At 72.8% G+C, this 24587-nt stretch carries 15 protein-coding genes; 5 read left to right on the forward strand and 10 right to left on the reverse strand.

The features are described 5' to 3' along the window. Window positions 1-3: 3 nt before the first annotated feature. The 3 genes from IO24_RS0105300 to IO24_RS0105310 all read right to left on the reverse strand — a co-directional run bounded on the left by IO24_RS0105300 (window position 4) and on the right by IO24_RS0105310 (window position 7679). Window positions 4-3600: an ATP-dependent helicase gene (locus IO24_RS0105300; RefSeq protein ID WP_078899524.1), complete on the reverse strand. Its 3597-nt coding sequence runs from the start codon at window positions 3598-3600 to the stop codon at window positions 4-6. A gap of 90 nt (window positions 3601-3690) precedes the next feature. Further along, on the reverse strand, window positions 3691-7032 hold the full coding sequence (locus IO24_RS0105305; RefSeq protein WP_078899525.1) for an ATP-dependent helicase: 3342 nt from the start codon (window positions 7030-7032) through the stop codon (window positions 3691-3693). 257 nt (window positions 7033-7289) lie between these two features. Next, window positions 7290-7679, reverse strand: a complete 390-nt coding sequence (locus IO24_RS0105310; RefSeq protein WP_031132367.1) for an MGMT family protein — start codon at window positions 7677-7679, stop codon at window positions 7290-7292. A 186-nt stretch (window positions 7680-7865) separates the two neighbouring features. On the opposite strand from IO24_RS0105310, the gene IO24_RS0105315 reads away from it, so the two are divergent. The 3 genes from IO24_RS0105315 (at window position 7866) to IO24_RS0105325 (ending at window position 13818) form a co-directional block, all read left to right on the forward strand. Next, window positions 7866-10595 (forward strand): lysylphosphatidylglycerol synthase domain-containing protein, encoded by a 2730-nt coding sequence (locus IO24_RS0105315; RefSeq protein WP_031132369.1) that lies wholly within the window; start codon window positions 7866-7868, stop codon window positions 10593-10595. Between the two features lie 74 nt (window positions 10596-10669). Then, window positions 10670-12214 carry an alpha/beta hydrolase gene (locus IO24_RS0105320; RefSeq protein ID WP_031132371.1) on the forward strand — a complete coding sequence of 515 codons (1545 nt, stop codon included), beginning with the start codon at window positions 10670-10672 and terminating at the stop codon, window positions 12212-12214. A gap of 134 nt (window positions 12215-12348) precedes the next feature. Then, window positions 12349-13818, forward strand: a complete 1470-nt coding sequence (locus IO24_RS0105325; RefSeq protein ID WP_031132373.1) for an alpha/beta hydrolase — start codon at window positions 12349-12351, stop codon at window positions 13816-13818. Between the two features lie 71 nt (window positions 13819-13889). Here the strand turns inward: IO24_RS0105325 and moeZ are convergent, their stop codons facing one another. The 7 genes from moeZ to IO24_RS0105365 form a co-directional block, all read right to left on the reverse strand. Next, the gene (moeZ, locus tag IO24_RS0105330; RefSeq protein WP_031132375.1) at window positions 13890-15068 is read right to left on the reverse strand and encodes an adenylyltransferase/sulfurtransferase MoeZ; all 1179 of its coding nucleotides are present in this window, start codon (window positions 15066-15068) and stop codon (window positions 13890-13892) included. Window positions 15069-15131: 63 nt separating this feature from the next. Continuing rightward, window positions 15132-15881, reverse strand: a complete 750-nt coding sequence (locus IO24_RS0105335) for a spherulation-specific family 4 protein (RefSeq protein ID WP_031132378.1) — start codon at window positions 15879-15881, stop codon at window positions 15132-15134. Then, on the reverse strand, window positions 15869-16828 hold the full coding sequence (locus tag IO24_RS0105340) for an NAD-dependent epimerase/dehydratase family protein (RefSeq protein WP_031132380.1): 960 nt from the start codon (window positions 16826-16828) through the stop codon (window positions 15869-15871). Before IO24_RS0105340 ends, IO24_RS0105335 begins: the two co-directional genes overlap by 13 nt. Window positions 16829-16942: 114 nt before the next feature. Next, entirely contained in the window at window positions 16943-18268 is a 1326-nt protein-coding gene (locus tag IO24_RS0105345) for a hypothetical protein (protein ID WP_031132382.1), read from the reverse strand. Further along, the gene (locus IO24_RS0105350) at window positions 18265-19971 is read right to left on the reverse strand and encodes a DUF3492 domain-containing protein (RefSeq protein WP_031132384.1); all 1707 of its coding nucleotides are present in this window, start codon (window positions 19969-19971) and stop codon (window positions 18265-18267) included. Before IO24_RS0105350 ends, IO24_RS0105345 begins: the two co-directional genes overlap by 4 nt. 349 nt (window positions 19972-20320) lie before the next feature. After that, window positions 20321-22084 carry a DUF3152 domain-containing protein gene (locus IO24_RS45110; protein WP_037667384.1) on the reverse strand — a complete coding sequence of 588 codons (1764 nt, stop codon included), beginning with the start codon at window positions 22082-22084 and terminating at the stop codon, window positions 20321-20323. A gap of 8 nt (window positions 22085-22092) precedes the next feature. Continuing rightward, window positions 22093-23139, reverse strand: coding sequence for an alpha/beta fold hydrolase (locus IO24_RS0105365; RefSeq protein ID WP_031132390.1), 1047 nt, complete (start codon window positions 23137-23139; stop codon window positions 22093-22095). A 255-nt stretch (window positions 23140-23394) separates the two neighbouring features. Here IO24_RS0105365 and IO24_RS0105370 point away from each other — a divergent pair, with 255 nt between their 5' ends. Further along, on the forward strand, window positions 23395-23619 hold the full coding sequence (locus IO24_RS0105370; protein WP_031132392.1) for a hypothetical protein: 225 nt from the start codon (window positions 23395-23397) through the stop codon (window positions 23617-23619). A gap of 207 nt (window positions 23620-23826) precedes the next feature. Continuing rightward, the gene (locus IO24_RS0105375) at window positions 23827-24474 is read left to right on the forward strand and encodes a TetR/AcrR family transcriptional regulator (RefSeq protein WP_031132394.1); all 648 of its coding nucleotides are present in this window, start codon (window positions 23827-23829) and stop codon (window positions 24472-24474) included. Window positions 24475-24587: the final 113 nt, after the last annotated feature.

Here is a 24587-nt window from a genome sequence, read left to right on the forward strand (position 1 = left end):
AGCCTAACGGCCCGCACTGACGTCCTCGGAGTGCGGTTCCTCACCAGGCCCCGCACCCGGGCGCGCACCCGTCTGCGCCCCCCTCTCCGCACCGGTTGCCCCGTCGGACGGCTCCTCGAGCAGCAGCCGCTCCAGGGCGGCGCGGTCCGGCAGCTCCTCGGGGCGTACGACCTCCCCGCTGCGCACGTACAGGAACGCGGCCGTGACCGACTCCGGGGGCACGCCCTGCTGCTCGGCCCAGGCCAGGCGGTAGACGGCGAGCTGGAGCGGGTCGGCGGTGCGGGAGCGGTTGGTCTTCCAGTCGACGATCTCGTACGTCGCGTCCTCCCCGTCGCCCTGCTTGTAGACGGCGTCGATGCGGCCCCGGACGATGCGGCCGGCGAGCGCGAGCTGGAAGGGGGCCTCCACCCGGTGGGGCGTGCGGTGCGCGTACTCGGTGCGCTCGAAGGCGTCCTTGAGGGCCTCCAGGTCCCGTTCGTCGGCGATCTCGGCCTCGCTGCCGGGCAGTTCCTCCGGCTCCAGCATGGGCAGCGTGAGCTCTTCGAAGCGGGCCTCGATCCAGGCGTGGAAGCGGGTGCCTCGCCGGGCCGCGGGCTGGGGCGGGCGGGGCATGGGGCGGGCGAGCTCCTGGGCGAAGCCGTCCGGGTCGGCGGCCAGGCGCAGCAGCTGGGTCGCCGAGAGCGACGCCGGGAGGGGGACGTCGGTGACGCTGTCGCGGGCGCGCAGGAGCTCACCGGTGAGGGCGTCGAGGTCACGGTCCCAGGAGGCGATGGTGCGGGCGTCCTCCGGGGTGAGGTGCGGGTGTTCCCGGACCCGGGTGGCCGGGTGCTCGGGGGCCCTGGGGCGTGGGCGGGCGGAAGGGGGCTCCGGTGGGGCCGCCTGGTGGGGGACGGTGGGCCGGGCGTCCCCGTCCGCCGGGTCTTCCCTGTGGGCGTCTTCGAAGGGGTCATCTGCGAAGAGGGCCTCTTCGAAGGGATCCGGTTCGTCGTACGGAGGCTCTTCGTAAGGAGGCTCGTCGTCCTCGGGGGGCGGCGGCCACTCCGGGTCGTCGAGGTCGTCCGGGTCGTGCGCGGCTACGGGGTGCCCGTGGTCATGGGACGCGAGGTCCTCGAGGTGGGCCAGGACGGTCTCGGCGGCCGCACGGCGGCGGGCCAGGGCGGCCTCGTCCAGGGGCAGCGGCCACACCTGGCCGGCCGCCGCCCGGTGCAGGGCCGGGTTCTCCTCGTCGTCGGCGGGTTCGTCCGCCCAGGCCTCGATCTCGCCGTACCCGGCCTCGCAGTGCTCGTGGAGGGCCTGGAGGAACGCGGACGGTCCGCGGCGCTTCTTCTGGGTGGGCCCCCACCAGTGGCCGGAGCCCAGGAGGAGGGAGCGGGGGCGGGTGAAGGTGACGTAGCCGAGGCGGAGTTCCTCGGTGTGCTGGTGGTCCTTCATGGCCTCGTGGAAGGCCTTCAGGCCCTTGGCGTCCCAGGACATGACGTCGGGCAGGGTGTCGGCGTCACCGCGCAGCCCGTGCGGCAGGACCTTGCCCTGGGAGGTCCACTTCTCGCGGCCCTGACTGCTGGGGAAGGTGCCGGTGACCAGGCCGGGGACGACCACGACGTCCCACTCCAGGCCCTTGGACTTGTGGGCGGTGAGCACCTTGACGGTGTTCTCGCCGCCCGGCAGGGTGTTGTCGAGTCCCTTCTCGTACTGGGCGGCGGTGCGCAGGAAGCCGAGGAAGGCGAGCAGGGTCGCCTCGTTGTCTCCGGCGGCGAAGGACGCGGCGACGTCCAGGAAGTTGGACAGGGTCTCGCGGCGACGGGCGGCCAGGGCGTGCGGGGACGCCGACAGCTCGACCTCCAGGCCGGTGACGGCGAGGACGCGGTGCAGGACGTCCATCAGCGGGTCGGCCAGGGAGCGGCGCAGCTCACGCAGTTCGGTGGCCAGCCGGGCGAAGCGCACGCGCGCGTCGGGCGAGAACGGCAGTCCGTCGTCGTCCCCGCGGCCGTCCAGCGGCGTCTCCAGGAACGTGTCGAGGGCGTCCGCGAGGGAGATCACCTCGGACGGGTCGACCCCCTCGACGGCCTGGGCGAGGCGACGGTCCTGGTCGTCGTCGTCCGCCACGCTCGCGTGGGCCACGAGGAGCCGGGCGCGCCGCCCCAGGAGGGCGAGGTCGCGCGGGCCGATGCGCCAGCGCGGGCCGGTCAGCAGCCGTACCAGGGAGGCGTTGGCGCCGGGGTCCTGGAGGACCTCGCAGACGGCGACGAGGTCGGCGATCTCGGGCAGGTGCAGCAGCCCGGACAGGCCGACGACCTCCACGGGGATGTCCCGGGCGACCAGGGCGCCCTGGATCTCGGCGAAGTCGGTCGCGGTGCGGCACAGCACGGCGATCTCGCCGGGTGCCGTGCCGGTCCGGACGAGGTGGGCGACGGAGTCGGCGGCCCAGTCGATCTCCTCGGCGTGGGTGTGCAGCAGGGCGCAGCGGACCATGCCGTCGCGTTCGGCGCCGGGGGCCGGGCGGAGTGCCTCCACGCCCGCGTGGAGGGCGCGCAGGGGTTCCGCGAGGCCGTTGGCGAGGTCGAGGAGGCGCCCGCCGCTGCGGCGGTTCTCGCTGAGGGACTGGCGGGTCGCGGGGCGGCCGTCGGCGTGGGCGAAGTGCTCGGGGAAGTCGTCGAGGTTGGCGACGGAGGCGCCGCGCCAGCCGTAGATAGCCTGGCAGGGGTCGCCGACGGCGGTGACCGGGTGGCCGGTGCCTTCGCCGAACAGGCCTGCCAGGAGGACGCGTTGGGCGACCGACGTGTCCTGGTACTCGTCGAGCAGGACGACCCGGAACTCGTCGCGCAGGGCGCGGCCCACCTCGGGGGTTCCGGCGAGCCGGGCGGACAGGGCGATCTGGTCGCCGAAGTCGAGCAGGTCCCGCTCGCGTTTGGCGGCCCGGTAGCGGGTGACCAGCTCGGCGAGTTCACGCCGGGCGGCGGCCGCGTCGGGGACCTTGCGCAGGTCGGCGTTGCTGAGCTTGGTGCCCCGCAGGGTCAGCAGCAGTTCGGCGTCGTACGCGCGCAGGGCCTCCGGGCGTACGAGGTGCTCGGCGAGTTCGGCGTCGAGGACGAGGAGGTCGCCGACCAGGTCCGGGAAGGAACGGGTCAGGGCGGGGTAGGGACCGGGGGCTTCGCGCAGGACCCGCGCGGCGAGCTGGAAGCGGGTGGCGTCGGCGAGCAGCCGGGACGTGGGCTCCAGCCCGATGCGCAGGCCGTGGTCGGTCAGCAGGCGGCCCGCGAAGGCGTGGTACGTGGAGATCACCGGCTCGCCCGGCGGGTTGTCCGGGTCGATGGCGTCCGGGTCGGTGACGCCGGCCCGCACCAGTGCCTTGCGGACGCGCTCGGCGAGTTCGGCAGCGGCTTTGTTGGTGAAGGTGAGGCCGAGCACCTGCTCGGGGGCGACCTGGCCGGTGCCGACCAGCCACACCACGCGTGCCGCCATCACCGTCGTCTTGCCCGAGCCGGCTCCGGCCACGATCACCTGTGGTGCGGGCGGCGCGGTGATGCAGGCCATCTGCTCCGGGGTGAAGGGGATGCCGAGGAGCTCTTTGAGCTGTTCGGGGTCGGTGATACTTGCGGGCACATCGAAAGGCTAGCGGCGGCCACTGACAGTGGTGGCCGGATGGCCCGCCGGGGAGGAAGAAGCACAGGTCAGCACGCGTGGTGCGATACCTCACTCGACGACGTGACGCCCCTCCTGCCGCGCGCTGCACGAGGCCCGGAACGCGCAGTGCGTGCAGTGCTGCCCGGCGGTCGGTGTGAACCGTTCGTCGAGGACCTTGCCGGCGGCGGTGGCCAGCAGGTCGCCGACCCACTCCCCCTCCAGCGGCTCCTGGGCCTGCACCTTGGGCAGGCTCTCGCCGCCGTCGCGCTTGGCCGCTCCCTGCCGGAGGTGGACGAGTTCGGCGCCGCCCGGCTCGGGGCGTATGCCGTCGAAGGCCTCGTCGACGGCGCCCTCGCGGACGGCCAGCTGGTAGACGGCGAGCTGCGGGTGGCGCTCCACCTCTTTGGAAGCGGGCGCCTGCTTGCCGGTCTTGAAGTCGACCACGTAGGCACGGCCGTCGCCGTCCGCCTCGACCCGGTCCATCTGGCCGCGGATGCGCACCTGGTAGTCGCCCGCTTCGAGGGTGACGTCGAAGTCGTGCTCGCTGGCCACCGGGGTACGCCCGGTGCGGTTCATGACGTGCCACTGCAGGAACCGTTCGAGCGCCACGCGCGCGTTGTCCTTCTCCTGGGCCGACTTCCACGGCGCGTCGAAGGCCAGCGCGTTCCACACGGAGTCGAGGCGTTCCATGAGGACGCCGAGGTCGGCCGGGGTGTGCCCGGAGGCGACCTCGTCGGCGAGGACGTGCACCACGTTGCCGAAGCCCTGGGCGGCGGTCGCGGGCGCGTCGGCCTTCACCTCACGGCCCAGGAACCACTGCAGGGCGCAGGTGTTGGCCAGCTGGTCGAGGGCGCTGCCGGAGAGCACGACGGGCTGGTCACGGTCGCGCAGCGGCACCTTGGACTCGGTCGGCTCGAACATGCCCCACCAGCGGTAGGGGTGCGCGGACGGCACCAGGGGGCGGCCGTCCTCGTCGGCGAGGGCGGCGAGCCGGGCCAGACGGCGGGCGGCGGCCTCCCGGAGGGTCTCGGAGACGCGTGGGTCGACCGTGGTGGCGCGCAGTTCGGCGACGAGTGCGGCGACGGACAGCGGGCGGCGTGGGCGTCCCGTGACGTCCTTGGGTTCGACGCCGAGTTCGGTCAGGAAGCGGGAGGGCTGGTCGCCGTCGTCCGCGGGGGCCTTGACCGCGGTGACGACCAGGCGCTCACGCGCGCGCGTGGCGGCCACGTAGAACAGGCGGCGCTCCTCGGCGAGCAGCGCGCCGGGGGTGAGGGGCTCGGCGAGTCCGTCGCGGCCGATGCGGTCGGCCTCCAGGAGGGAGCCGCGGCGGCGCAAATCCGGCCACAGGCCCTCCTGGACGCCCGCGACGACCACGAGGCGCCACTGAAGGCCCTTGGAGCGGTGCGCGGTCATCAGGCGGACGGCGTCGGGGCGTACGGCACGCCGCGTGAGGGTGTCGGCGGCGATGTCCTCGGCGTCGATCTCCTCCAGGAAGTTCAGGGTGCCCCGGCCGCCGGTGCGCTCCTCGGCGCGAGCGGCGGTGGCGAACAGGGCGCAGACGGCGTCCAGGTCGCGGTCCGCGTTGCGCCCGGCGGCTCCGCCCCGGCGGGCGGCCCGCTCCAGCCGTGTGGGCCACGGCGTTCCCTCCCACAGGTCCCACAGCGCCTCCTCGGCCGTACCGCCGCCGGCCAGGCGCTCGCGGGCCTTGCGCAGCAGCGCGCCGAGGCGCTGGGCGCCACGCGCGTACGTGGGGTCGTGCACGGCGAGACGCTCCGGCTCGGCGAGCGCCTGCGTGAGCAGCACGTCGGAGGGCGGCGGCAACGGGTTGCCGGCGGCCCGCTCCTCGTCGCGCAGGGCGCGGCCGAGGCGGCGCAGGTCGGCGGCGTCCATGCTCGCGAGGGGGGAGGTCAGGAGGGTCAGGGCGGTTTCGGTGTCGAGCCAGCAGGTGCCCTGCCGCGCGGAAGGGGCGTCCTCGGAAGCCAGGTCCCCCTCGGCCTCCTGAGGCTCGGGAGAACCCGCCTCCGCCGCGGCCACCGCCCGCAACGCCGTCAGCAGCGGCGCCACCGCCGGTTCGTGCCGCAGCGGCACGTCGTCCCCGTCGATGTCGACGGGGACGCCCGCCGCCGTGAGGGCGCGGCGGACCGTGGGGATGGTGCGGGAGCCGGCGCGCACCAGGACGGCCATGTCGCTCCACGGGACGCCGTCCTCCAGGTGGGCCCTGCGGAGGATGTCGGCGATGTTGTCCAGTTCCGTCCCGGACGTCGGGTAGGTGTACGCCTCGACGCGGCCGCCGTCCCGTACGGGGGCGAGTTCGCGATGGGCGCGCACCTTCTCGGCGGGCAGACGGGTCAGCGGCATGCGCTGGGTGAGCAGCCGGGTGGCGGCCAGCAGGCCGGCCCCGGAGCGGCGGGACGTGCGCAGCACCGAGACGGGCGCCGGGCGCCCGTCCGCGCGCGGGAAGGCGTGCGGGAAGTCCAGGATGCCGTTCACGTCGGCCCCGCGGAACGCGTAGATCGACTGGTCGGGATCGCCGAAGGCCACGAGCGTGCGGCCGCCGCCGGCCAGGGCGTCCAGCAGCCGCACCTGAGCGGGATCCGTGTCCTGGTACTCGTCGACGTATACGGCGTCGTACCGGGCGGCCAGCCACGCCGCGATGTCGGGGCGGCGGGCGAGGAGCACCGCGCGGTGGACGAGTTCCGCGTAGTCGATCACGCCCTGCAGGTCGAGCACATCCAGGTACTCCGCGAGGAAGGCGGCCGCCGCTCGCCAGTCGGGCCGTCCCGTGCGGCGGGCGAAGGCGTCCAGGGCGCCGGGCCCGAGGCCCAGTTCACGGCTACGGGCGAGAACGGCACGGACCTCGTCGGCGAAACCGCGGGTGGTGAGGCAGGCGCGCAGTTCGTCCGGCCAGCGCACGTGCGCGAGCCCGAGCCGTTCCAGATCCACCTGGCCCGCGAGCAGCTCGCGCACCGAGACGTCCTGCTCGGGGCCGGACAGCAGCCGCAGCGGCTCCACGAACAGGTCGCTGTCCTGGTGGGCGCGGACCAGGGCGTAGCAGAACGAGTGGAAGGTGGTCGCCTGGGGAGCGCGGGCGGCACCGGCCCGCTGGGCCATGCGGTCGCGCAGCTCGACGGCGGCCCGGCGGCTGAAGGTGAGCACCAGGACGCGCTCGGGGTCCCCGCCCCGGGCGACGCGCTCGGCCACGGACTCGACGAGCGTGGTGGTCTTGCCGGTGCCCGGGCCTGCGAGAACGAGCAACGGGCCCGCCGTGTGGTCAACCACGGAGCGCTGCGAGGCGTCCAAAAGAGGGGGGTCCATGCGGGCAGGAGGGGTACGTACCAGTCGGTAAGCGCCACGGCTCCCCCGCCGCACCCGGGGGTGCGACAGGCCGCTGGTGAAGGAAAAGGAGCTCACGTGGTTCGCCGGTTCTGGTGGAAGTGCTGGTTGGCGGGCCACCGCGCGTGGCGGGCGGGGACCGCGGGGTGACGGGGGCACGCGCAGCCGACGCTACGCCGACGGGTGAGGCGGAAGCAGGACTTCCCCTTCTTCCCACCGACCACTCGCGGCACTCATGCCCCTCGCCTCACGAACGTACGTCATGCCCCCGATGTGCCCCGATTCCCCCGTACGGCTCACGGGTCACACGGGAGGCCGTCCGATGGCGGAAGCTGTCAGGTGTGACCCTCCGCGCGATCACCGCCGTCCCACCGCGCCCGTCTCATGTCGATGCGCGGCAGGTGGCCCTCGGCGGCGCGGCTCGCACCCTTCATGGGCGTCCCCTCCGCCCGGTAGTGGCCGAGGGCCCGTTGCTCGTGCCCCGGCAGCAGGACGCCGTCCGCGCGGACGACCCGCCACCACGGAGCGGCTCCCCCGTAGAGCGCCATCACACGGCCGACCTGCCGCGGGCCGCCCTGCTCCAGCCACTCGGCGACGTCCCCATAGGTCATGACACGGCCCGGCGGGATCAGTTCGGCGACATCGAGCACCCGCTCGGCGTACTCGGGCAGCGCCGGCGCGGGCCCCTCCTCGTACCGGCCCCCCTCAGGGCTCTCCTCACTCATCCACCCCATCCTGCCCCACCCCACCGACAACGGGCCGGGCGTGCTCCCGGGCGTCTTCCTCGCCCGGCAGGAGCGCGTCGGGCAGACTGTCCGCCCCCGCATGTGCACCCTGATTGCCCCGTGTGCCGGTGCGGCATGCCACCATCGTGCGGGCGGTGACCGGTGATACGAGACCAAGAAGAGACGATGAAGCAGCAGGGTGCGCACCCCGAGGGCACAGAGGGCACCTCTGACGCCGCGTCGCGCCCCGGCGCTGCGGACGACGGTCCGAAGGGGGCCGCGAAGAAGACCCGGCCGGCCGCCGAGGAGCCCGACTTCGCGCACATCGACGAGGTGGAGGGCGACGAACCGCTGCTCCCCGCGCGCGTGCACCGCCCGTCCGACCTGATGCGCCTCCTGGTGGGCGTGCTCGCCGTCGCGATCCTGATCGGGATCGCCGCGTTCGCGCACGGCACCACCTCGGGTCTCGAACAGGACATCAACAAGGGCACCGGGCAGGCCCCCGACCTGCTCATCAAGATCGCGGGGCTGGCCTCCAGCATCGCGATCCTGCTGGTGCCGGTCGCCTTCGCCATCGAGCGGCTGATCAAACGGGACGGACTGCGCATCGCCGACGGTGTGCTCGCGGCGGTCCTCGCGCACGGTGTGACCCTCGCCACCGACCTGTGGGTCGCCCGGGCCGCCCCCGGCTCGATCCAGGAGGCGCTCACCCAGCCCTCCCCCGGCGACATCCACGCGCTGACCGACCCCGTGCACGGATACCTGGCCCCGGTCATCGCCTACATGACGGCCGTCGGCATGTCGCGCCGGCCGAGATGGCGCGCGGTGCTGTGGGTCGTGCTGCTCCTCGACGCCTTCTCGATGCTCGTCACCGGGTACACGACCCCGTTCTCGATCATCCTGACCGTGCTGATCGGCTGGACGGTTGCCTACGGCACGCTGTACGCGGTCGGCTCGCCCAACGTCCGGCCCACCGGGCAGACGCTGATGGCAGGCCTGCGGACCGTCGGCTTCCGCCCGGTCAGCGCCTCACGCGAGGACACCTCGGACAACCCGGACACCGGAGACCGGGGCCGCCGCTACTTCGTCACGCTCGAGGACGGCCCGCCCCTGGACGTCACGGTGGTCGACCGGGAGCAGCAGGCCCAGGGCTTCTTCTACCGCGCCTGGCGCAACCTCACCCTGCGCGGCTTCGCCACCCGCAGCAGCCTCCAGTCGCTGCGCCAGGCCCTGGAGCAGGAGGCCCTGCTGGCGTACGCGGCCATCGCCGCCGGCGCCAACGCACCCAAGCTGATCGCCACCTCCGAACTCGGCCCCGACGCGGTGATACTCGTCTACGAGCACAGCGGCGGACGCACCCTCGACTCGCTGTCGGACGAGGAGATCACCGACGGCCTGCTGCGCGACACCTGGCACCAGGTGAAGGCCCTGCAGTCGCGGCGTATCGCGCATCGCAGGCTGGTGGGCGACGCGATTCTGGTGGATCGTTCCGGCACGGTGATCCTCACCGACCTGCGCGTCGGCGAGATCGCGGCCGGTGATCTGCTGCTGCGCATGGACACCTCCCAGCTGCTGGTGACGCTCGGCCTCCGGGTGGGCGCCGAGCGGGCCGTGGCCTCGGCTGTGGGCGTGCTCGGTCCGGACGCGGTGGCGGACTGCCTGCCGATGCTCCAGCCCATCGCGCTCAGCCGCTCCACGCGCGCGACGCTGCGCAGACTGGCCCGTGAGCGGGCACAGCGGGAGCGTGACGCGGTCCTGGAGGCGTCCCGGCAGGGCAAGCAGACCCGCCTGGAAGGGGACGCGGACGAGCCCGTGCCCATCCTGGAGAAGCCCGACAAGAAGGCCGTACGGGCGGAGCAGCGGGCCGAGAAGCGGGCGATCGACGAGGCGCTGGAGGAGGCGCGCGAGGAGGACCTGCTCACGCAGATCCGGCACGCGGTGCTGCGCATCCGGCCGCAGGCGCCCGTCGAGCCGGCCCGGCTGGAGCGGGTGCGTCCGCGCACGCTGATCAGTTTCATCGCCGGCGCGATCGGCGCGTACTTCCTGCTGACGCAGCTCACGCACATCGAGTTCGGGCCGCTCATCTCGAACGCCGAGTGGGGCTGGGTCGCCGCGGCCGTGCTGTTCTCGATGTGCAGCTACGTCGCGGCGGCGATGGCCCTGCTGGGATTCGTGCCCGAGCGCGTGCCGTTCGTGCGGACCGTGGCGGCGCAGGTCGCCGGGTCGTTCGTGAAGATCGTCGCCCCGGCGGCGGTGGGCGGTGTCGCGCTGAACACCCGCTTCCTGCAGCGTGCGGGAGTGCGGCCGGGGCTCGCGGTGGCGAGTGTCGGCGCGTCGCAGCTGTTCGGACTCGGCTGCCACATCCTGATGCTGCTGTCCTTCGGCTATCTGACCGGTACCGAGAAGACGCCGTCGCTGTCGCCTTCCCGGACCGTCATCGCCGGTCTGTTGACGGTGGCGGTGCTCGTACTCGTGGTGACGTCGGTGCCGTTCCTGCGGAAGTTCATCGTCACGCGCGTGCGGTCGCTGTTCGCGGGTGTCGTGCCGCGCATGCTGGACGTGCTCCAGCGGCCGCAGAAGCTGATCACCGGCATCGGCGGCATGCTGCTGCTGACCGCCTGCTTCGTGATGTGCCTCGACGCGTCGATCCGCGCCTTCGGTGACGAGTCCACGTCGATCAGCATCGCCAGCGTCGCCGTCGTCTTCCTCGCGGGCAACGCCCTGGGGTCCGCGGCGCCGACACCGGGTGGTGTGGGCGCGGTCGAGGCGACCCTGACGGTCGGTCTGATCGCCGTCGGGCTCCCGAAGGAGGTCGCGGCACCGGCGGTCCTGCTGTTCCGCCTCCTGACGCTGTGGATTCCCGTGCTGCCGGGCTGGCTGGTCTTCAACCACCTCACACGCAAGCAGGCACTCTAGGCACCGGCGACCTCTGCTACCTCGTACGGCACGCGTCCCGCGCGCCGCGTTCGGTACCGCCGCAGGATGGAAGCATGCCATCCCTCCTCCGGCTGCGCGCCGCCGTTCCGATCGTCTCCGCCGTGCTGCTGTCCATCCTGTTGGCGGCTTGCGGCGACGACGCCGGGGACGAGGACCTCACACGGCAGGAACTGAGCTGGACGGCCTGCCCGGCCCCGGACGAGGCCCAGGGCGGAGGCGCCTCGCCCTCTCCTCTGCCGGACGACGGCGAGTGGCAGTGCGCGACCATGAAGGTCCCGCTCGACTGGGGCGATCCGAAGGGCGACACGATCGGCCTCGAGCTGATCCGGGTCGAGACGACCGGCGAAGAGAACGAACGCATCGGCTCGCTCATCTTCAACTTCGGCGGCCCCGGCGGCTCGGGCGTCACCTCGCTGCCCGCCTTCGCGGACGGCTACGAGACCCTGCGCACCCGCTACGACCTGGTCAGCTTCGACCCGCGCGGGGTCGGTCGCAGCGACCCCGTGATCTGCGAGAACGACCAGCAGCTCGACGCCTACTTCCAGCAGGACGCCACACCCGACGACGCCGCCGAACGCACCGAGCTCCTGGAGAACACCAAGGACTTCAACGACGCCTGCGAGCAGAACTCGGAGAAGATCCTGCCGCACGTGCGCACCACCGACGCGGCCCGCGACCTGGACCTGATGCGGCAGGTCCTCGGCGACGACAAGCTGCACTACTTCGGCGTCTCCTACGGCACCGAACTGGGCGGCGTCTACGCCCACCTGTTCCCCGAGCGTGTCGGCCGTGCCGTGTTCGACGCCGTCGTCGACCCCACGCAGGGCCCCGAGCAGGGTTCGCTGGGGCAGGCCAAGGGCTTCCAGCTCGCGCTCGACAACTTTGCCGAGGACTGCGTCTCGAAGACCGAGGAGTGCCCCGTCGGCGACAGCGCCCAGGACGTGAAGGACCGTATCGCCAGGCTGCTGAACGATCTCGACCGCAATCCGCTCCCGGGCATCTTCCCGCGCCAGCTGACCCAGACCGCGGCGACCAGCGGCATCCTGCAGGCCCTGTACTCGCAGGACTTCTGGGAGTACCTCACGGAGGGCCTGGAGCAGGCCTACGACGGAGACGGCAGGATTCTGATGGCTCTGGCCGACTCGATGAACGGGCGCAGCGAGAACGGCGAGTACAGCAACATCACCCCCGCCAACGTCGCCATCAACTGCGCCGACGAAAAACCCCGCTACGACACCGCCTATGTCGAGCGGAAGCTGCCCGAGTTCCGGGCCGCGTCCGACCTGTTCGGCGACTACATGGCCTGGTCCATGCTCACCTGCACCGACTGGGCCGTGGCGGGCGCCGCCGACCACCCGGACGTGAGCGCTCCGGGCGCGGCGCCCATTCTGGTCGTCGGCAACACCGGCGACCCGGCCACGCCGTACGAAGGCGCACGGGCGATGGCGAACGCGCTGGGCAAGGGGGTCGGTGTCGAGCTGACGTACCGCGGCCAGGGGCACGGCGCGTACGACAGCGAGAACAAGTGCGTGCAGGGCGCGGTGAACGGCTATCTGCTGGACGGGAAGGTGCCGCCGACGGGCACCGTCTGCACCTGACACCCCCAGCGCCCACAGAAAATTCGCAGGTCAGAAGTTATCCACAGGCTGAAACGGCCGACGCCGGTTCTGCCTACCATGGCCTGACCGCCATCCGCGGCACGGAGCGGACGGCCTGCGAGGGGGGATGGGCAATGACGCGCTTCGTTCGAGGGACCGCTCTGGCGGCCGCCTCGGCCCTGCTGGCCGCGGGCTGCGGCGGCGGTTCGTCCGACGACGACAGGAGCGGGCTTTCCTGGGGCCGCTGCAAGGCCACCGCCGACGGCCCCGCGCCGAGCAGCGACTGGCAGTGCGCGACGCTGAAGGTGCCGCTGGACTGGTCGAAGCCGGACGGCGAGACGATCGGCCTCGGGCTGATCCGTGCCAAGGCGCGCGGCGGCGACCGCGTCGGTTCCCTGTTGTTCAACTTCGGCGGCCCAGGCGCCTCGGGCGTGTCCATGATGCCGTCGTACGCGCCGACCGTCTCCTCACTCCGCGAGCGGTACGACCTGGTGAGCTGGGACCCGCGCGGTGTGGGTGCCAGCGAGGGCGTGCGCTGCCGGAGCGACAAGGAGATCCAGGCCGCCGAGTCGGTGGACGTCTCGCCGGACACCCCCGCCGAGGAGAAGGCGTACTTCGAGGACGCCGCCGCCTTCGGCAAGGGCTGCCGGAAAGACGCCGGGAAGCTGATGGCACACGTCTCGACCGCCGACTCGGCCCGCGACATGGACCGCATCCGGGAAGTCCTCGGCGACGAGAAGATGCACTACTTCGGCATCTCCTACGGCACCGAACTGGGCGGCACCTATGCCCACCTCTTCCCCAAGAACGTGGGACGCATGACGCTGGACGCGGTCGTCGACCCCGGCGCCGACACCGTGGGCCACGCCGAGAACCAGGCCAGGGGGTTCCAGCGCGCGCTGAACGGCTACCTCGAGTCCACGGGCCAGGACCCGCGGGACGGCACACGCAAGATCGCGGACCTGCTGCGGCGGATCGACGCCAGGCCCCTGGCGACGGGCGCGCCCGGGCGGAAGCTGACCCAGACGCTCGCGGTCACGGGCATCATCCTGCCGCTGTACAGCAAGGACAGCTGGCCGACCCTGACCAGCGCCCTCGACGCGGCCGAACAGGGCGACGGCTCGGAGCTGCTGGTCCTCGCCGACCGCTACAACGAACGCACCCCGTCAGGCCGTTACGGCACGACGACCCACTCCCAGCGGGTCATATCGTGCCTGGACGACAGGCAGCGGCCGACCGCGACCCGGACGAAGCAGCTGCTGCCCCGGTTCGAGAAGATCTCCCCGGTCTTCGGGACGTTCCTCGGCTGGGACACGGCCGGCTGGTGCCACGACTGGCCGGTGCCCGGACAGCACGACACCCCGGAGGTGAGCGCCCCCGGCGCGGCACCGGTCCTGGTGGTCGGCAACACCGGCGACCCGGCCACCCCGTACGAGGGCGCGCGGAGGATGGCCGACGAGCTGGGCAAGGGCGTCGGGGTGATGCTCACCTGGCGGGGCGAGGGGCATGGCGCCTACGGCAGCGGGAGCGACTGCGTCGACTCCACGGTGAACGCGTACCTGCTGGACGGCTCGGTACCGAAGGACGGCAAGGTCTGCTCATGACGACGGCGGGGGCCCCACGCACCTGTGGTGCGCGAAGCCCCCGCCGCTCGGAAAGGGAGGCCGGATTCGGCTCAGTACACCGGCTTGGACGGCTCGATCTGGTTGACCCAGCCGATCACACCGCCGCCGACGTGGACCGCGTCCGAGAAGCCCGCGGACTTCAGGACCGCGAGGACTTCCGCACTGCGGACACCCGTCTTGCAATGCAAGACGATCTTCTTGTCCTGCGGGAGGCTCTCCAGGGCGGTGCCCATGAGGAACTCGTTCTTCGGAATCAGCCGGGCGCCCGGAATGGAGACGATCTCGTACTCGTTCGGCTCGCGGACGTCGATGATGTCGATGCTCTCGCCGTCGTCGATCCACTCCTTGAGCTGCTTGGGAGTGATCGTGGAGCCGGCGGCCGCCGCCTGGGCCTCCTCGGAGACGACGCCGCAGAAGGCCTCGTAGTCGATGAGCTCGGTGACGGTCGGGTTCTCGCCGCAGACCGCGCAGTTCGGGTCCTTGCGGACCTTGACCTGGCGGTACTGCATCTCCAGGGCGTCGTAGATCATCAGTCGGCCGACCAGCGGGTCGCCGATGCCGGCGAGGAGCTTGATGGCCTCGTTGACCTGGATGGAGCCGATGGACGCGCACAGCACGCCCAGGACGCCGCCCTCGGCGCAGGAGGGGACCATGCCGGGGGGCGGGGGCTCCGGGTACAGGCAGCGGTAGCAGGGGCCGTGCTCGGACCAGAAGACGGACGCCTGACCGTCGAAGCGGTAGATGGAGCCCCAGACGTACGGCTTGTTCAGCAGCACGCAGGCATCGTTGACCAGGTAGCGGGTCGCGAAGTTGTCCGTGCCGTCGACGATCAGGTCGTACTGGCTGAAGATCTCCATCACGTTGTCGGCCTCGAGCCGCTCCTCGTGAAGGATCACGTCCACATACGGGTTGATGCCCTTGACACTGTCCCGGGCGGACTCGGCCTTGGGGCGGCCGATGTCGGCCTGGCTGTGGATGATCTGGCGCTGCAGGTTCGACTCGTCGACCTCGTCGAACTCCACGATGCCGAGGGTGCCGACGCCCGCGGCGGCCAGGTACATCAGCGCCGGCGAGCCCAGGCCGCCGGCGCCCACACACAGCACCTTGGCGTTCTTCAGCCGCTTCTGCCCGTCCATCCCGACGTCGGGAATGATCAGGTGGCGGGAGTACCTGCGGACCTCGTCTACGGTGAGCTCGGAAGCCGGCTCGACCAGGGGTGGCAGCGACACGGGGACTCCGTTGGTCGGTCAATCACTACGGTTGTTCTCCCCGTAACAGTGCCATGCCCTTTTTCATTCCGAGACACCTGTTCCGACCTGCGAGACGAATGCGTCCCAGTAGCCGGGCATGGCCTCCCAGGGGTCGATGCGTCCGCCGCGGTCCGTGTGGTCGGTGATCCAGACCGTCGCGGCGCCCTGCCGGCGGGCGATGCGCAGCGCCTCGGCCAGGTGAGGGCGGGGCACGCCGTGGACGAAGTGGCAGAAGCGCTCGGGCGAATGGTCGGTGGTCCACTCGGCCACCTGCGACCAGCGGTAGTCGCTCCAGGGCCCGGAGAAGGTGACCAGCTGGTCGGCGAGCTCGGCGTAGCCGGGGTGCGGGTGGATACCGTGGCCGAGGACGATGTGGGCAGCGTCACGGATCACGCGGAGCGTGGCGACCGTGCGGCGGACCTCGGGCAGCCCGGCGTGGTCCGCCGGGCAGCGCTCCAGGAGGAAGCCGTCGACCCGGTACCAGTCGACGAACCGGTGGGCGTCCGAGATCAGCTCGCCGAAATTGCGGGTGCCGTACCGGGTGTCGAGGTGGCCGAGGACGCGGACGCCCGCGTTGCGCAGGCGGCCGGCCGCCTCCAGACAGTGCGGGTCGGGGCGGGCGCCGGGGCCGTCGGCCACGTTGAGGACCACCCAGTGCAGCGGGGTGCCGGGGCGGGCCAGCTCGCCCCACTCGGTGGGGGCGAGGAGGGGGTGCGCATAGCCGGGGACGCCGACGCCGAGGCGCAGTTCCGTGCCCGAGGCGCGCCGCAGGGATCTGGTCAGATGCGGCATGCCGCCTCCATCCAGATGTCGGCGAGGGACTCCTCCAGGCCGATCCGGGGACGCCATCCGAGCCGGTCGCGCGCGGTGCGCACATCGGCCTGCTGCCAGCTGCCGCAGCCGTCGGGGTACGGGTATGCGACCGGGGACGCGTGGTCCGGGTCGGGGCGGGGGTGGCCGATGGCCGTGCGCAGGGCGCCGGGTGGGCCGTCGAGTTCGTGGAGGGCACCGCCGTATCCGGCGACGCGGGCGAGGACCGCGGCGGCGTCGCGCAGCCGCACGGCCCGGCCGGAGCCGATGTTGATGACACCCTGCGCGGCGGAGAGCGAGGCGGCGTGGACGGCACGGGCCACATCACGGACGTCGACGAAGTCGCGCTGCGCACCCAGGCCGCCGAGTTTCAGCTCGCCGTCGCCGGACTGCATGGCGCGGCGCATGGCCTCGGCGAGACGGCCCAGCGGGGAGCCGGCGGGGGTTCCGGGCCCGGCCGGTGAGAAGACGCGCAGGACGACGGCGTCCAGGCCGGAGCCGAGGACCAGTTCGGTGGCGGCGAGTTTGCTGACGCCGTACGGGCCGCCGGGCCGGGGCACGGCGTCCTCGGCGGTGGAGGAACCGGGCTGGCTCGGGCCGTACTCCGCGCTGCAGCCGATCTGCACCAGCCGGGCGCCGCAGCCGCTGCGGCGCAGGGCCTCGCAGACGGTGGCGACGGCGACGGTGTTGTGGCGGGTGAGCTCGCGGGCCCCGCCGCGGGTGGCACCGGCGCAGTTGACGACGACACCCGGGTGGACCGCGTCGAGGAAGCGGGTGAGGGCGCCGGGGCTGCCGGAGGCGAGGTCGAAGCGGACGTCGGCGTCGTCCCCGCGACCGAGGGCGGTGAGTTGCACGGCCGGGTCGGCGAGCAGACGGTCGGCGACGAAGCGACCGATGTAGCCGTTGGCTCCGATCAGCAGGACTCTCATCGCGCGGCTCCCCATGTCATCGGGGTTCCTGGGTGGGTGGTCATGCGGGTTCTCCTCGAGGCGGAAAGGAAGGGATGTGACGGGTGCTGCCTGCGGCGGTGGGGCCGGGGGCGGTCACCGTGCGGGTTCCGGCGGTGCGTGGGCCGAGGCCCGGGTCAGCTTGCGAGTCGTGTGGACCAGGAGGGCCAGGGCCGCCGCTCCGCAGGCGAGGCCGGGGACGCTGCCGGCGCCCCAGGTGGTGACGAGGGTCTCGACAGGGGTGGCGAGGAAGCGGAAACCGGGGAGTCGGGAGGCGAAGACGGTGGCGAGGGCGGCCGCCTCGACCGTGGCCGTCGCGGTGAGGACCACGGCGGGGGCGTAGGTGAAGCCGTGCGTGGTGAGGAGGCGGGCCAGGAAGAGGAGGGAGCCCAGGGCCAGGGCCTGCGCGTAGGCCGCGGGCTCGTGGAGGACTGCCGTGGACAGGGTGAGCAGGGCCGCCAGGGCGCCCAGGAACAGGGCGAACGTGCCGAGCAGGAGGGGGCGTACGGCGGCGGCGAAGTCCTCCAGGCCGCGGCTGCCCGCGAGTTTGCGACGGGCGCGCACGGTGAAGAGGTGCGCGGTCCAGGCGGCGGGCGCGCAGGCCAGGGCGAGGGCCAGGGCCGGGGCGGCGGTGACGGGCCAGGGGCCGTCGGCCGTGCCGGTGGGCAGGGCGTCGGGGCCTCCGGTGAGAGCGCTGTCGAGCAGACCGTTGCCCAGAAGGGAGTAGATGACGAGCCACACGGTCCATGGGGTGGTGCTGCCGGAGGCTGCGCCGGGTCGCGGTCCGGGCCGGCCCGCATCGGTCCTGCTCAGGGGGCCTCGGCACAGGGCCGCGTGGAGGGCCAGGGCCACGGCGAGGGCGCCGGCTGCGGTCGCGAACAGGCGTGACTGCCCGTGGGTGTGGTGCACGGCGGTCACGGTGGCGGCGCACAGCGCACCGGGCAGGAGGGTCAGAAGAGCCCAGTCGGCGCGCACCCGGGGAGCGGCGGGCGGGGTGGGCAGGGGTGTGTCTCCGTCACGGGAGACCCGCGCGTACATCTCCTCGGCGAGGGAGAAGACGTCCCGGTGGCGGAAGCGGGCGGCGGTGCGGTCGGTGATGCCGTGTGCCTCCAGTCCCGCGGCGATCTCGAGGGGGTCCACCGCACGCTCGCAGAGCTCCCGGTGACGGTGCATCAGCGCCTTCACCGGGTCGCCGGCGCCCCGACGCGGGGTGGACGCCTTGCGATCGGCGACCGAATCCCGGCTCCCGGGCACCTTGCGCTCGGAGGCCGGCTCCCGACCCCCGGGCACCTTGCGCTCGGAGACCGCCCCCGGCGTGGCCGGGTCCGGGTTCGTCGTGTCCGGTTCCTTCTCCGGGCGGGCGTCGCGCGCCCCGCGGCCGGTCGGGGTTCCCGGACGGTCCAGTTCGCCCAAGTCGTTCATCGCGCGCCCTCCGGAGCGGGGACGGGAGTGGTGGCGCGTACGGGACTGCCTGCCGCCCAGCCGGGGCCGCTGCGGGCGGCGAGGCGGGGCGACGCGGCGGTCCAGTGGACGGGCACGTGGGCCTCGGCGGGAACCGCGAACGGCAGCGGCTCCCCCGCTCCGTCGAGGACGACACGGCGGACGGGCGCCCGCGAGACGATCTCCAGGTAGATGCCGTGAAATGCCTCGATGTTCTGCTCGACCGTGAACAGTTCGAGGGCACGGGCGCGAGCGGCGGCACCCAGGCGCGCGCGACGCTCGGGGTCGCGCAGCAGCGCGACGCACGCCTCGGCGAGCGCCCGCGGATTGCGCGGCGGTACGACGAGCCCCGTGCCGCCGATGACCTCCACGACCGCGCCGACGTCCGTCGACACCGTCGCGCGCCCGCAGAGCATGGCCTCGACGAGGCCGACGGGGAAGCCCTCGACGACGCTGGAGAGGACGGTAACGGCGCCCGAGGCGTAGGCGTCGGCGGCGAGCGGGAGTTCGGGGCCGCCGATCTCCTCGAAGGACACCGGATTGTCCCCGGTGGCGTGCGGGCCCTCGGCCTCGTCGGGGAAGAGCTGGGCGGCCAGTGTCCTGCAGTGGCCGAGGTAGGCCGCGCCCTCGGGGCCGGCGGGGGCGCCGACGATACGCAGGCGCGTCCTCGGCTGCTGCTTGCGGACCTCCGCGAAGGCGTGCAGCAGCGAGACCAGGTCCTTGGCGGGCTCGACGCGGCCGACCCAGAGGAGCGTGTCCGGGTCCGCGCACTCCGGGGACTCGCCCACCTCGGCGAAGGGCCGGGCGTTCATGCCGGGGTAGACCGTGCGGAGCTTCTCGCGGTCGGCACCGCAGCGTTCCTGCCAGCGGCGGGCGTGGGTGTTGCCGGCGGTGACGACCTCGGCCCGCCCGTAGGCCTCGGCCGCGAGTCGGCCGTGGAAGGCCGCCAGCAGGGACCGTACGGCGGGCGGGGCGTCCGGGGCGGTGAGGTAGTGCGTCCGCAGGCGCACGCCGTACTCGGTCACCATCAGGGGCACGCCGGTGAAGTGCCGGGCCAGCAGGCCGGACAGGGCGGCCGTGCCGCCGGACGCGGCATGGCAGAGGTCGACCGCACCGAGCCCGTCGTCCTCGTACCAGTCGAGGGAGAGGGGGCGCAGGGCGCGTTCCAGGTAGGTGGCCACGGCGAGCAGATCCGGTACGCGCGCCTCACGCGCCGCGCGGTGGGCTCCGGGCGCGCGACAGGCGCGCTCCAGTGTGCGCACGGCGGCTTCGGAGCGGAGTGCGCCCGTCAGGCCGCCCTCCTCGCAGGCGAGCTCCGCAAGCCCGTACAGAGCGTTGGCGAAACGGTCCGCCTCAAGGGTCGACGCACCATCAGGCCCCTCTGCGGTGCCGGTCGCCCCGCACAGCACACCCGCCAGTTCCCCGAAGCATTCGGTGAACCGCCGGCGTGCACGGCGCCCAAGCACCACCTCGTCTTCCTCGGCCATCCACAGCGGCGCGGTGCGCACCCGGCGGACGTTCCGTGGCAGCGGGATCCAGCCCTCGTCCTCCTGGTGCTCGCTGCGGCTGAGCGCGTAGACGTCGAACTCGTGCTGGGCGAGCCCGCGCACCAGCCGGTCGCACCAGAGCCTGGCGTCACCGCTCACATACGGATACCCACCCTCCGTAAGCAGTCCGATGCGCACGAGTGCACCCCCGATCTCCCGTATGGGGAGCCGCCGTTGCCCGGCGGCTCGCAGCGGGAAGAACGTATGCGGACAAGGCGGGGGTGCGACGGACGGTTGTCCGTCGCACCACCAAAAGGGGTGAACGGTCGTAACTTTCCCGTGCAGATCGCGTTCTGTCGCGCTAAGAGATCAAGCAGACACGGATCGTCATACCGCGGCCGCCTCCCGTCGCCGCGTCCGGACCCTCGCGGCGACGGCACGCGGCGCGCCGAAGTCCACGCGGAGGCAGGTCACGTCGACCGGGCTCCCATGACCGGACTTTCCGGGCATGCCGACGCGAGCCGCGCCACACCGCCGGGGACGCCTCTCAACTTCCGGGGTACGGCCAGGCGTTGGCACGGCAGCGGATGCCGTCATGGTCGAGGAACTTGGTCTGCTGCTGCATGACCGGCGCGAGGTCGCCGTCCTTGTCGCAGGTGACGTGGCCGTATCCGAGGCGGTGGCCGATCTCGTGGTTGATCAGCATCTGCCGGTAGGCGTGGATCTTGCTGTCGCCGTAGGTCTCGGAGCCCTGCGCCCACCGGTAGGCGTTGATCATCACGCGCTCGGTCGCGGCCGAGTCGCAGGAGACGTTGTCCTCGGTGGTGTCCAGGCCCGACTTGGCGCACCAGTCGGCGGTCGTGCCGGGGCTGGCGAGAGTGATCACGAAGTCGGGCTTGCCGGAGTAGATGCGCTCGAAGGTGCGTGCGCCGTTGTGGGCCCAGCTGCGCTGGTCGTTGAGCGTCTTCTGCACGGCCTCGGCGAACAGCGCGGCGTCCAGTCCGAGCCCCTGCTCCACGTCCACGCGGTAGGTGAACTTCTGCCCGGCCCCCGGCGCCTCGGCGATGCCGGGAACGGCGTCGAACTTCCCGGAGCCCTTGAGTTCGGCGCCGAGCGGGTAGATCCTGCCCATCTTCTCGTCGTAGGTCAGTGGCGTGGCCTCGGGGGCGGGCGCCCGGCCGTCCGCGCGGGACGCGGGGCCCCTGGTGTCGCGGGCCTGGTCGGTGGCGGACTGCGACTGCACGTCGGCGCCACCGGCGTCGTCGGCGACCTGGCCGGCGACGATCACGGCCAGCACGGTGGTGACGGCCGCGGCCGCGATGCCGGTGAAGGCGCGGCCCTTGCCGCCCTTGCCCGGTACGGGCGTGCCGGTGGGCCTCGCGTCGTCGTGGCCGCCGGACCCGGAGTCGGCCGGGATGCCGACGCTCCAGTCCGTGACGGAGGCGTCCGCGGCGTGCGCGGAGGCGGGCGTACGGGGCGCGAAGACGTCGTCCTCCTCTTCGACGAAGGCATCGAGATAGTCCTGCCGCGGCCCGGGCACGGATGCCCGGCGCTGCCGCGGTATGGGAACACCGGCACCGGCGCGCGCCCCGCCGCTCCCCCGCAACTCACCCCAGCCACCGCCGGCTTCCCGCTGCTCGGGATGACCGCCCCGGGCTTGCGGGACACCGTGCGCGGGGGTCCCGTCGGGCAACCGCGGTACCCCGCGCGGGGGCGTACCGCCGGCAACCCGGGGCACACCGTGCGCGGGCGTGCCGTCAGGCAGCCTCGGCACACCCCCGGCCGGAGTCCCGTGAGTCCCGTCCTGCGGCCTCGGCACACCTCGCGCCGGAGTCCCGTCCGCCATCCGGGGAACGCCCCTGGCCGGAGTCCCGTCGGCAATCCGAGGAACACCCTGCCCGGAAGACCCGTCAGCCGGCCGCGGAACACCCCGCGCCGGAGTGCCGTCGGCAATGCGGGGTGCCCCGCGCACCGGCGTGCCGTCGGGCAGCCTCGGGAGGCCCTGGGCCGGTGTGCCGTCCGGGTGCCAGCCGTCGGGCAGACGCGGCATACCGTGCGGCGGCGTGCCCTCCGTCGGCGCGGACCAGTCCGACGCGGACCGCGGGCCCGGCATCCTGCGCGGGCCCTGGGACGGCCAGCCGCCCTGCGGGGCGCCGGGCGGCGCGGTCCGGGCTCCCCGGCCGGCGTCCGGCGCCTGGCCCGGCCGGCCCGGCCTCTGACCCTGCGCGGGCGGGGTCCGGCCGTCCCGTGCTGCGGCGGTGTCCGCGCTGTCGCCCTTGACGACCGGTCCGCGGCGGCTGTGGCGTCCCACGTCGCGCCTCAGCCCCCCATGCTCTCGTCGGTGCCTTCTCTGTCGACGGCGTCGCCCCCGGCATCCGCCCGGCCGGCCCGCCTCGCCCGCTGCGCGCCCAACTCTCCTGCTTCCTCGAGGAGTTCACGAAACGCCAGGGCCACGGTCTCCGGGTACTCCATCATCGCCACATGACCCGCGTCGGGCAACGTCACCAGCCGGGAGTCGCGGAAAGCGCGGGCCGCCTTCTGGGCCATGCGGAAGCCGACGAGCTGGTCACGGCCACCGTAGACGAGGAGGGTCGGTGCGAGAACCCGTTCGGCCTGGCGCCACAGCCCCTGCTGGCCGCCCAGCGTGTACGCGTTGACGATCCCGCGCGCGGAGCGCGCCATCGCGTCCCAGAAGTACGGCAGCCGCAGCCGCCGCTCCATCTCCTGCACGGCGTTGCGGAATCCTTCCGGCGTCACCCGCCCGGGATCGCCGTAACACAGTGCCGTCACGCCACGGACCCGCTGTTCCGCCGTCCATTCCCGGGTGAACCGGGTGAAGAGCAGGGCGACACCGGGCACCGCCAGCAGCCCCGTGGGCACGGCGGAGCGCTGCACTCGGATTTCCGGCAGAGCGGGCGACACAAGGGTGAGCGTACGGACCAGATCGGGCCGAACCGCGGCGACACGGGTGGTGATGGCGCCGCCGAGCGAGTTCCCGAACAGGTGCACGGGACCGCGTCCGGAGGCGTCGAGGTAACGGATGACCGCGCGCGCGTGCCCCGTGACGGAGTAGTTGCCGTCGTCCGGGGGCGGGGAGTCGCCGAACCCCGGCAGGTCGAGAGCCTCGCTGTCGACCGAGTCGTCGAGCAGTGCCATCAGCGCCGACCAGTTCTGCGAGGAACCGCCGAGCCCGTGCACGTACAACGCGGGCGGCAGCCCCGCGCGCGCGGGCGGCCTCGACCGGACCGTCAGCGTGACCCCGGGCAGCTCGACCGACCGCAGGCGCTCACCCTCCGCGACCCGGACGGTCCCCACCCTCGGCAGCACATTGGCGGGCGGCACGAAGGGCAGCTCGGTCGAAGACATGCGGCAATGTTACGAGACGATCACGCAGTGGCTCATGTGTTCGCCTGTGTTCGCCGTCACAGGAATCCGCCCGTTGAGGCGGCGGGAGAAGAGGCACCCGAGCGCGCATGGGTAGCCGTCAGGGGGATGAGCACTGCGTCACGTCCCGGACGCGGATCGCATAGCGTCCGGATCGAGTGTCTCCTAGGCTCGTACAGAGGGCACCCGCGTGTGGCCCCTGCATTCCCAGGGACGTTCGTAGGAAGGGAGCCCAGCATGGCCGTAGACCCCACCGACCCGGAGACGTTCGAGGTCGAGGACGCGCCGGAGGCGCAGGAGTTGGACGTCGAGGCCCCCGAGGTCGACGCGGCCGAGCAGCAGGCGGACATCGCGCCGGACCGCGACGACCCGCTGACCGACGTCGACCCGGACCGCGCCAATGAGGCCGACCTGGTGGAGCAGGCCCGGATCGTCTCGCTCGACGAGGACGACTACCGGTGACACTCGCCGCCGACGGGCGCCGAGCAACTCCGCCGGACAGGAAAGAGGCTGCATTTTGCCCGCTCTGACCCTGTTTGAAACCTTCGCAACCGCTTTCGCAACCGTCCGGTCCGTGAAATTCTGCGCTCTCACCGCGCACACCACGGTTACCGAAAAGTACGATGGCGACGCGGCCAGATCCGCACATGGACGAACATGGGAGGCGGCGTGACAGCCATCGAGCAGACAGAGGCGGTTCGCCCGCGGGGCACCCGCCTGCCGCGCCGTGCCCGACGCAACCAGCTCCTGGGTGCCGCCCAGGAGGTCTTCGTGGCCCAGGGCTACCACGCGGCCGCGATGGACGACATCGCGGAGCGCGCAGGCGTCAGCAAGCCGGTGCTCTACCAGCACTTCCCGGGCAAGCTCGACCTCTATCTCGCGCTGCTGGACCAGCACTGCGAGTCGCTCATCCAGTCCGTCCGGAACGCGCTCGCGTCGACGACCGACAACAAGCAGCGCGTCCGCGCGACGATGGACGCCTACTTCGCCTACGTCGAGGACGACGGCGGCGCCTTCCGCCTGGTCTTCGAGTCGGACCTGACGAACGAGCCCGCCGTGCGCGAGCGCGTCGACAAGGTCACGAACGAGTGCGCGGAGGCGATCTGCGACGTCATCGCCGAGGACACCGGCCTGTCGCGCGCGGAGTCGATGCTGCTCGCCTCGGGTTTGGGCGGCCTCGCCCAGGTGGTGGCCCGGTCCTGGCTGCACAGCGACCGCAGCGTCCCGCGCGACCAGGCCGTGCAGCTGCTCACGTCACTGGCGTGGCGCGGTATCGCCGGCTTCCCACTGCACGGCATGGACCAGCCGCACCACTGACAGGCGCTGTGTTCCCGCCCGGTGTTCGCTCCTGGCGTTCCCGGGCGGAGCATGTACGTCCCCTCACCGGGCTAATGTGTGCTGCGTACGGCGCGGAAGGTCGCGCACATCAC

Origin of the sequence: Streptomyces flavovariabilis (assembly GCF_000725785.1) — a bacterium.
GTDB classification, from domain to species: Bacteria; Actinomycetota; Actinomycetes; order Streptomycetales; family Streptomycetaceae; genus Streptomyces; species Streptomyces hawaiiensis.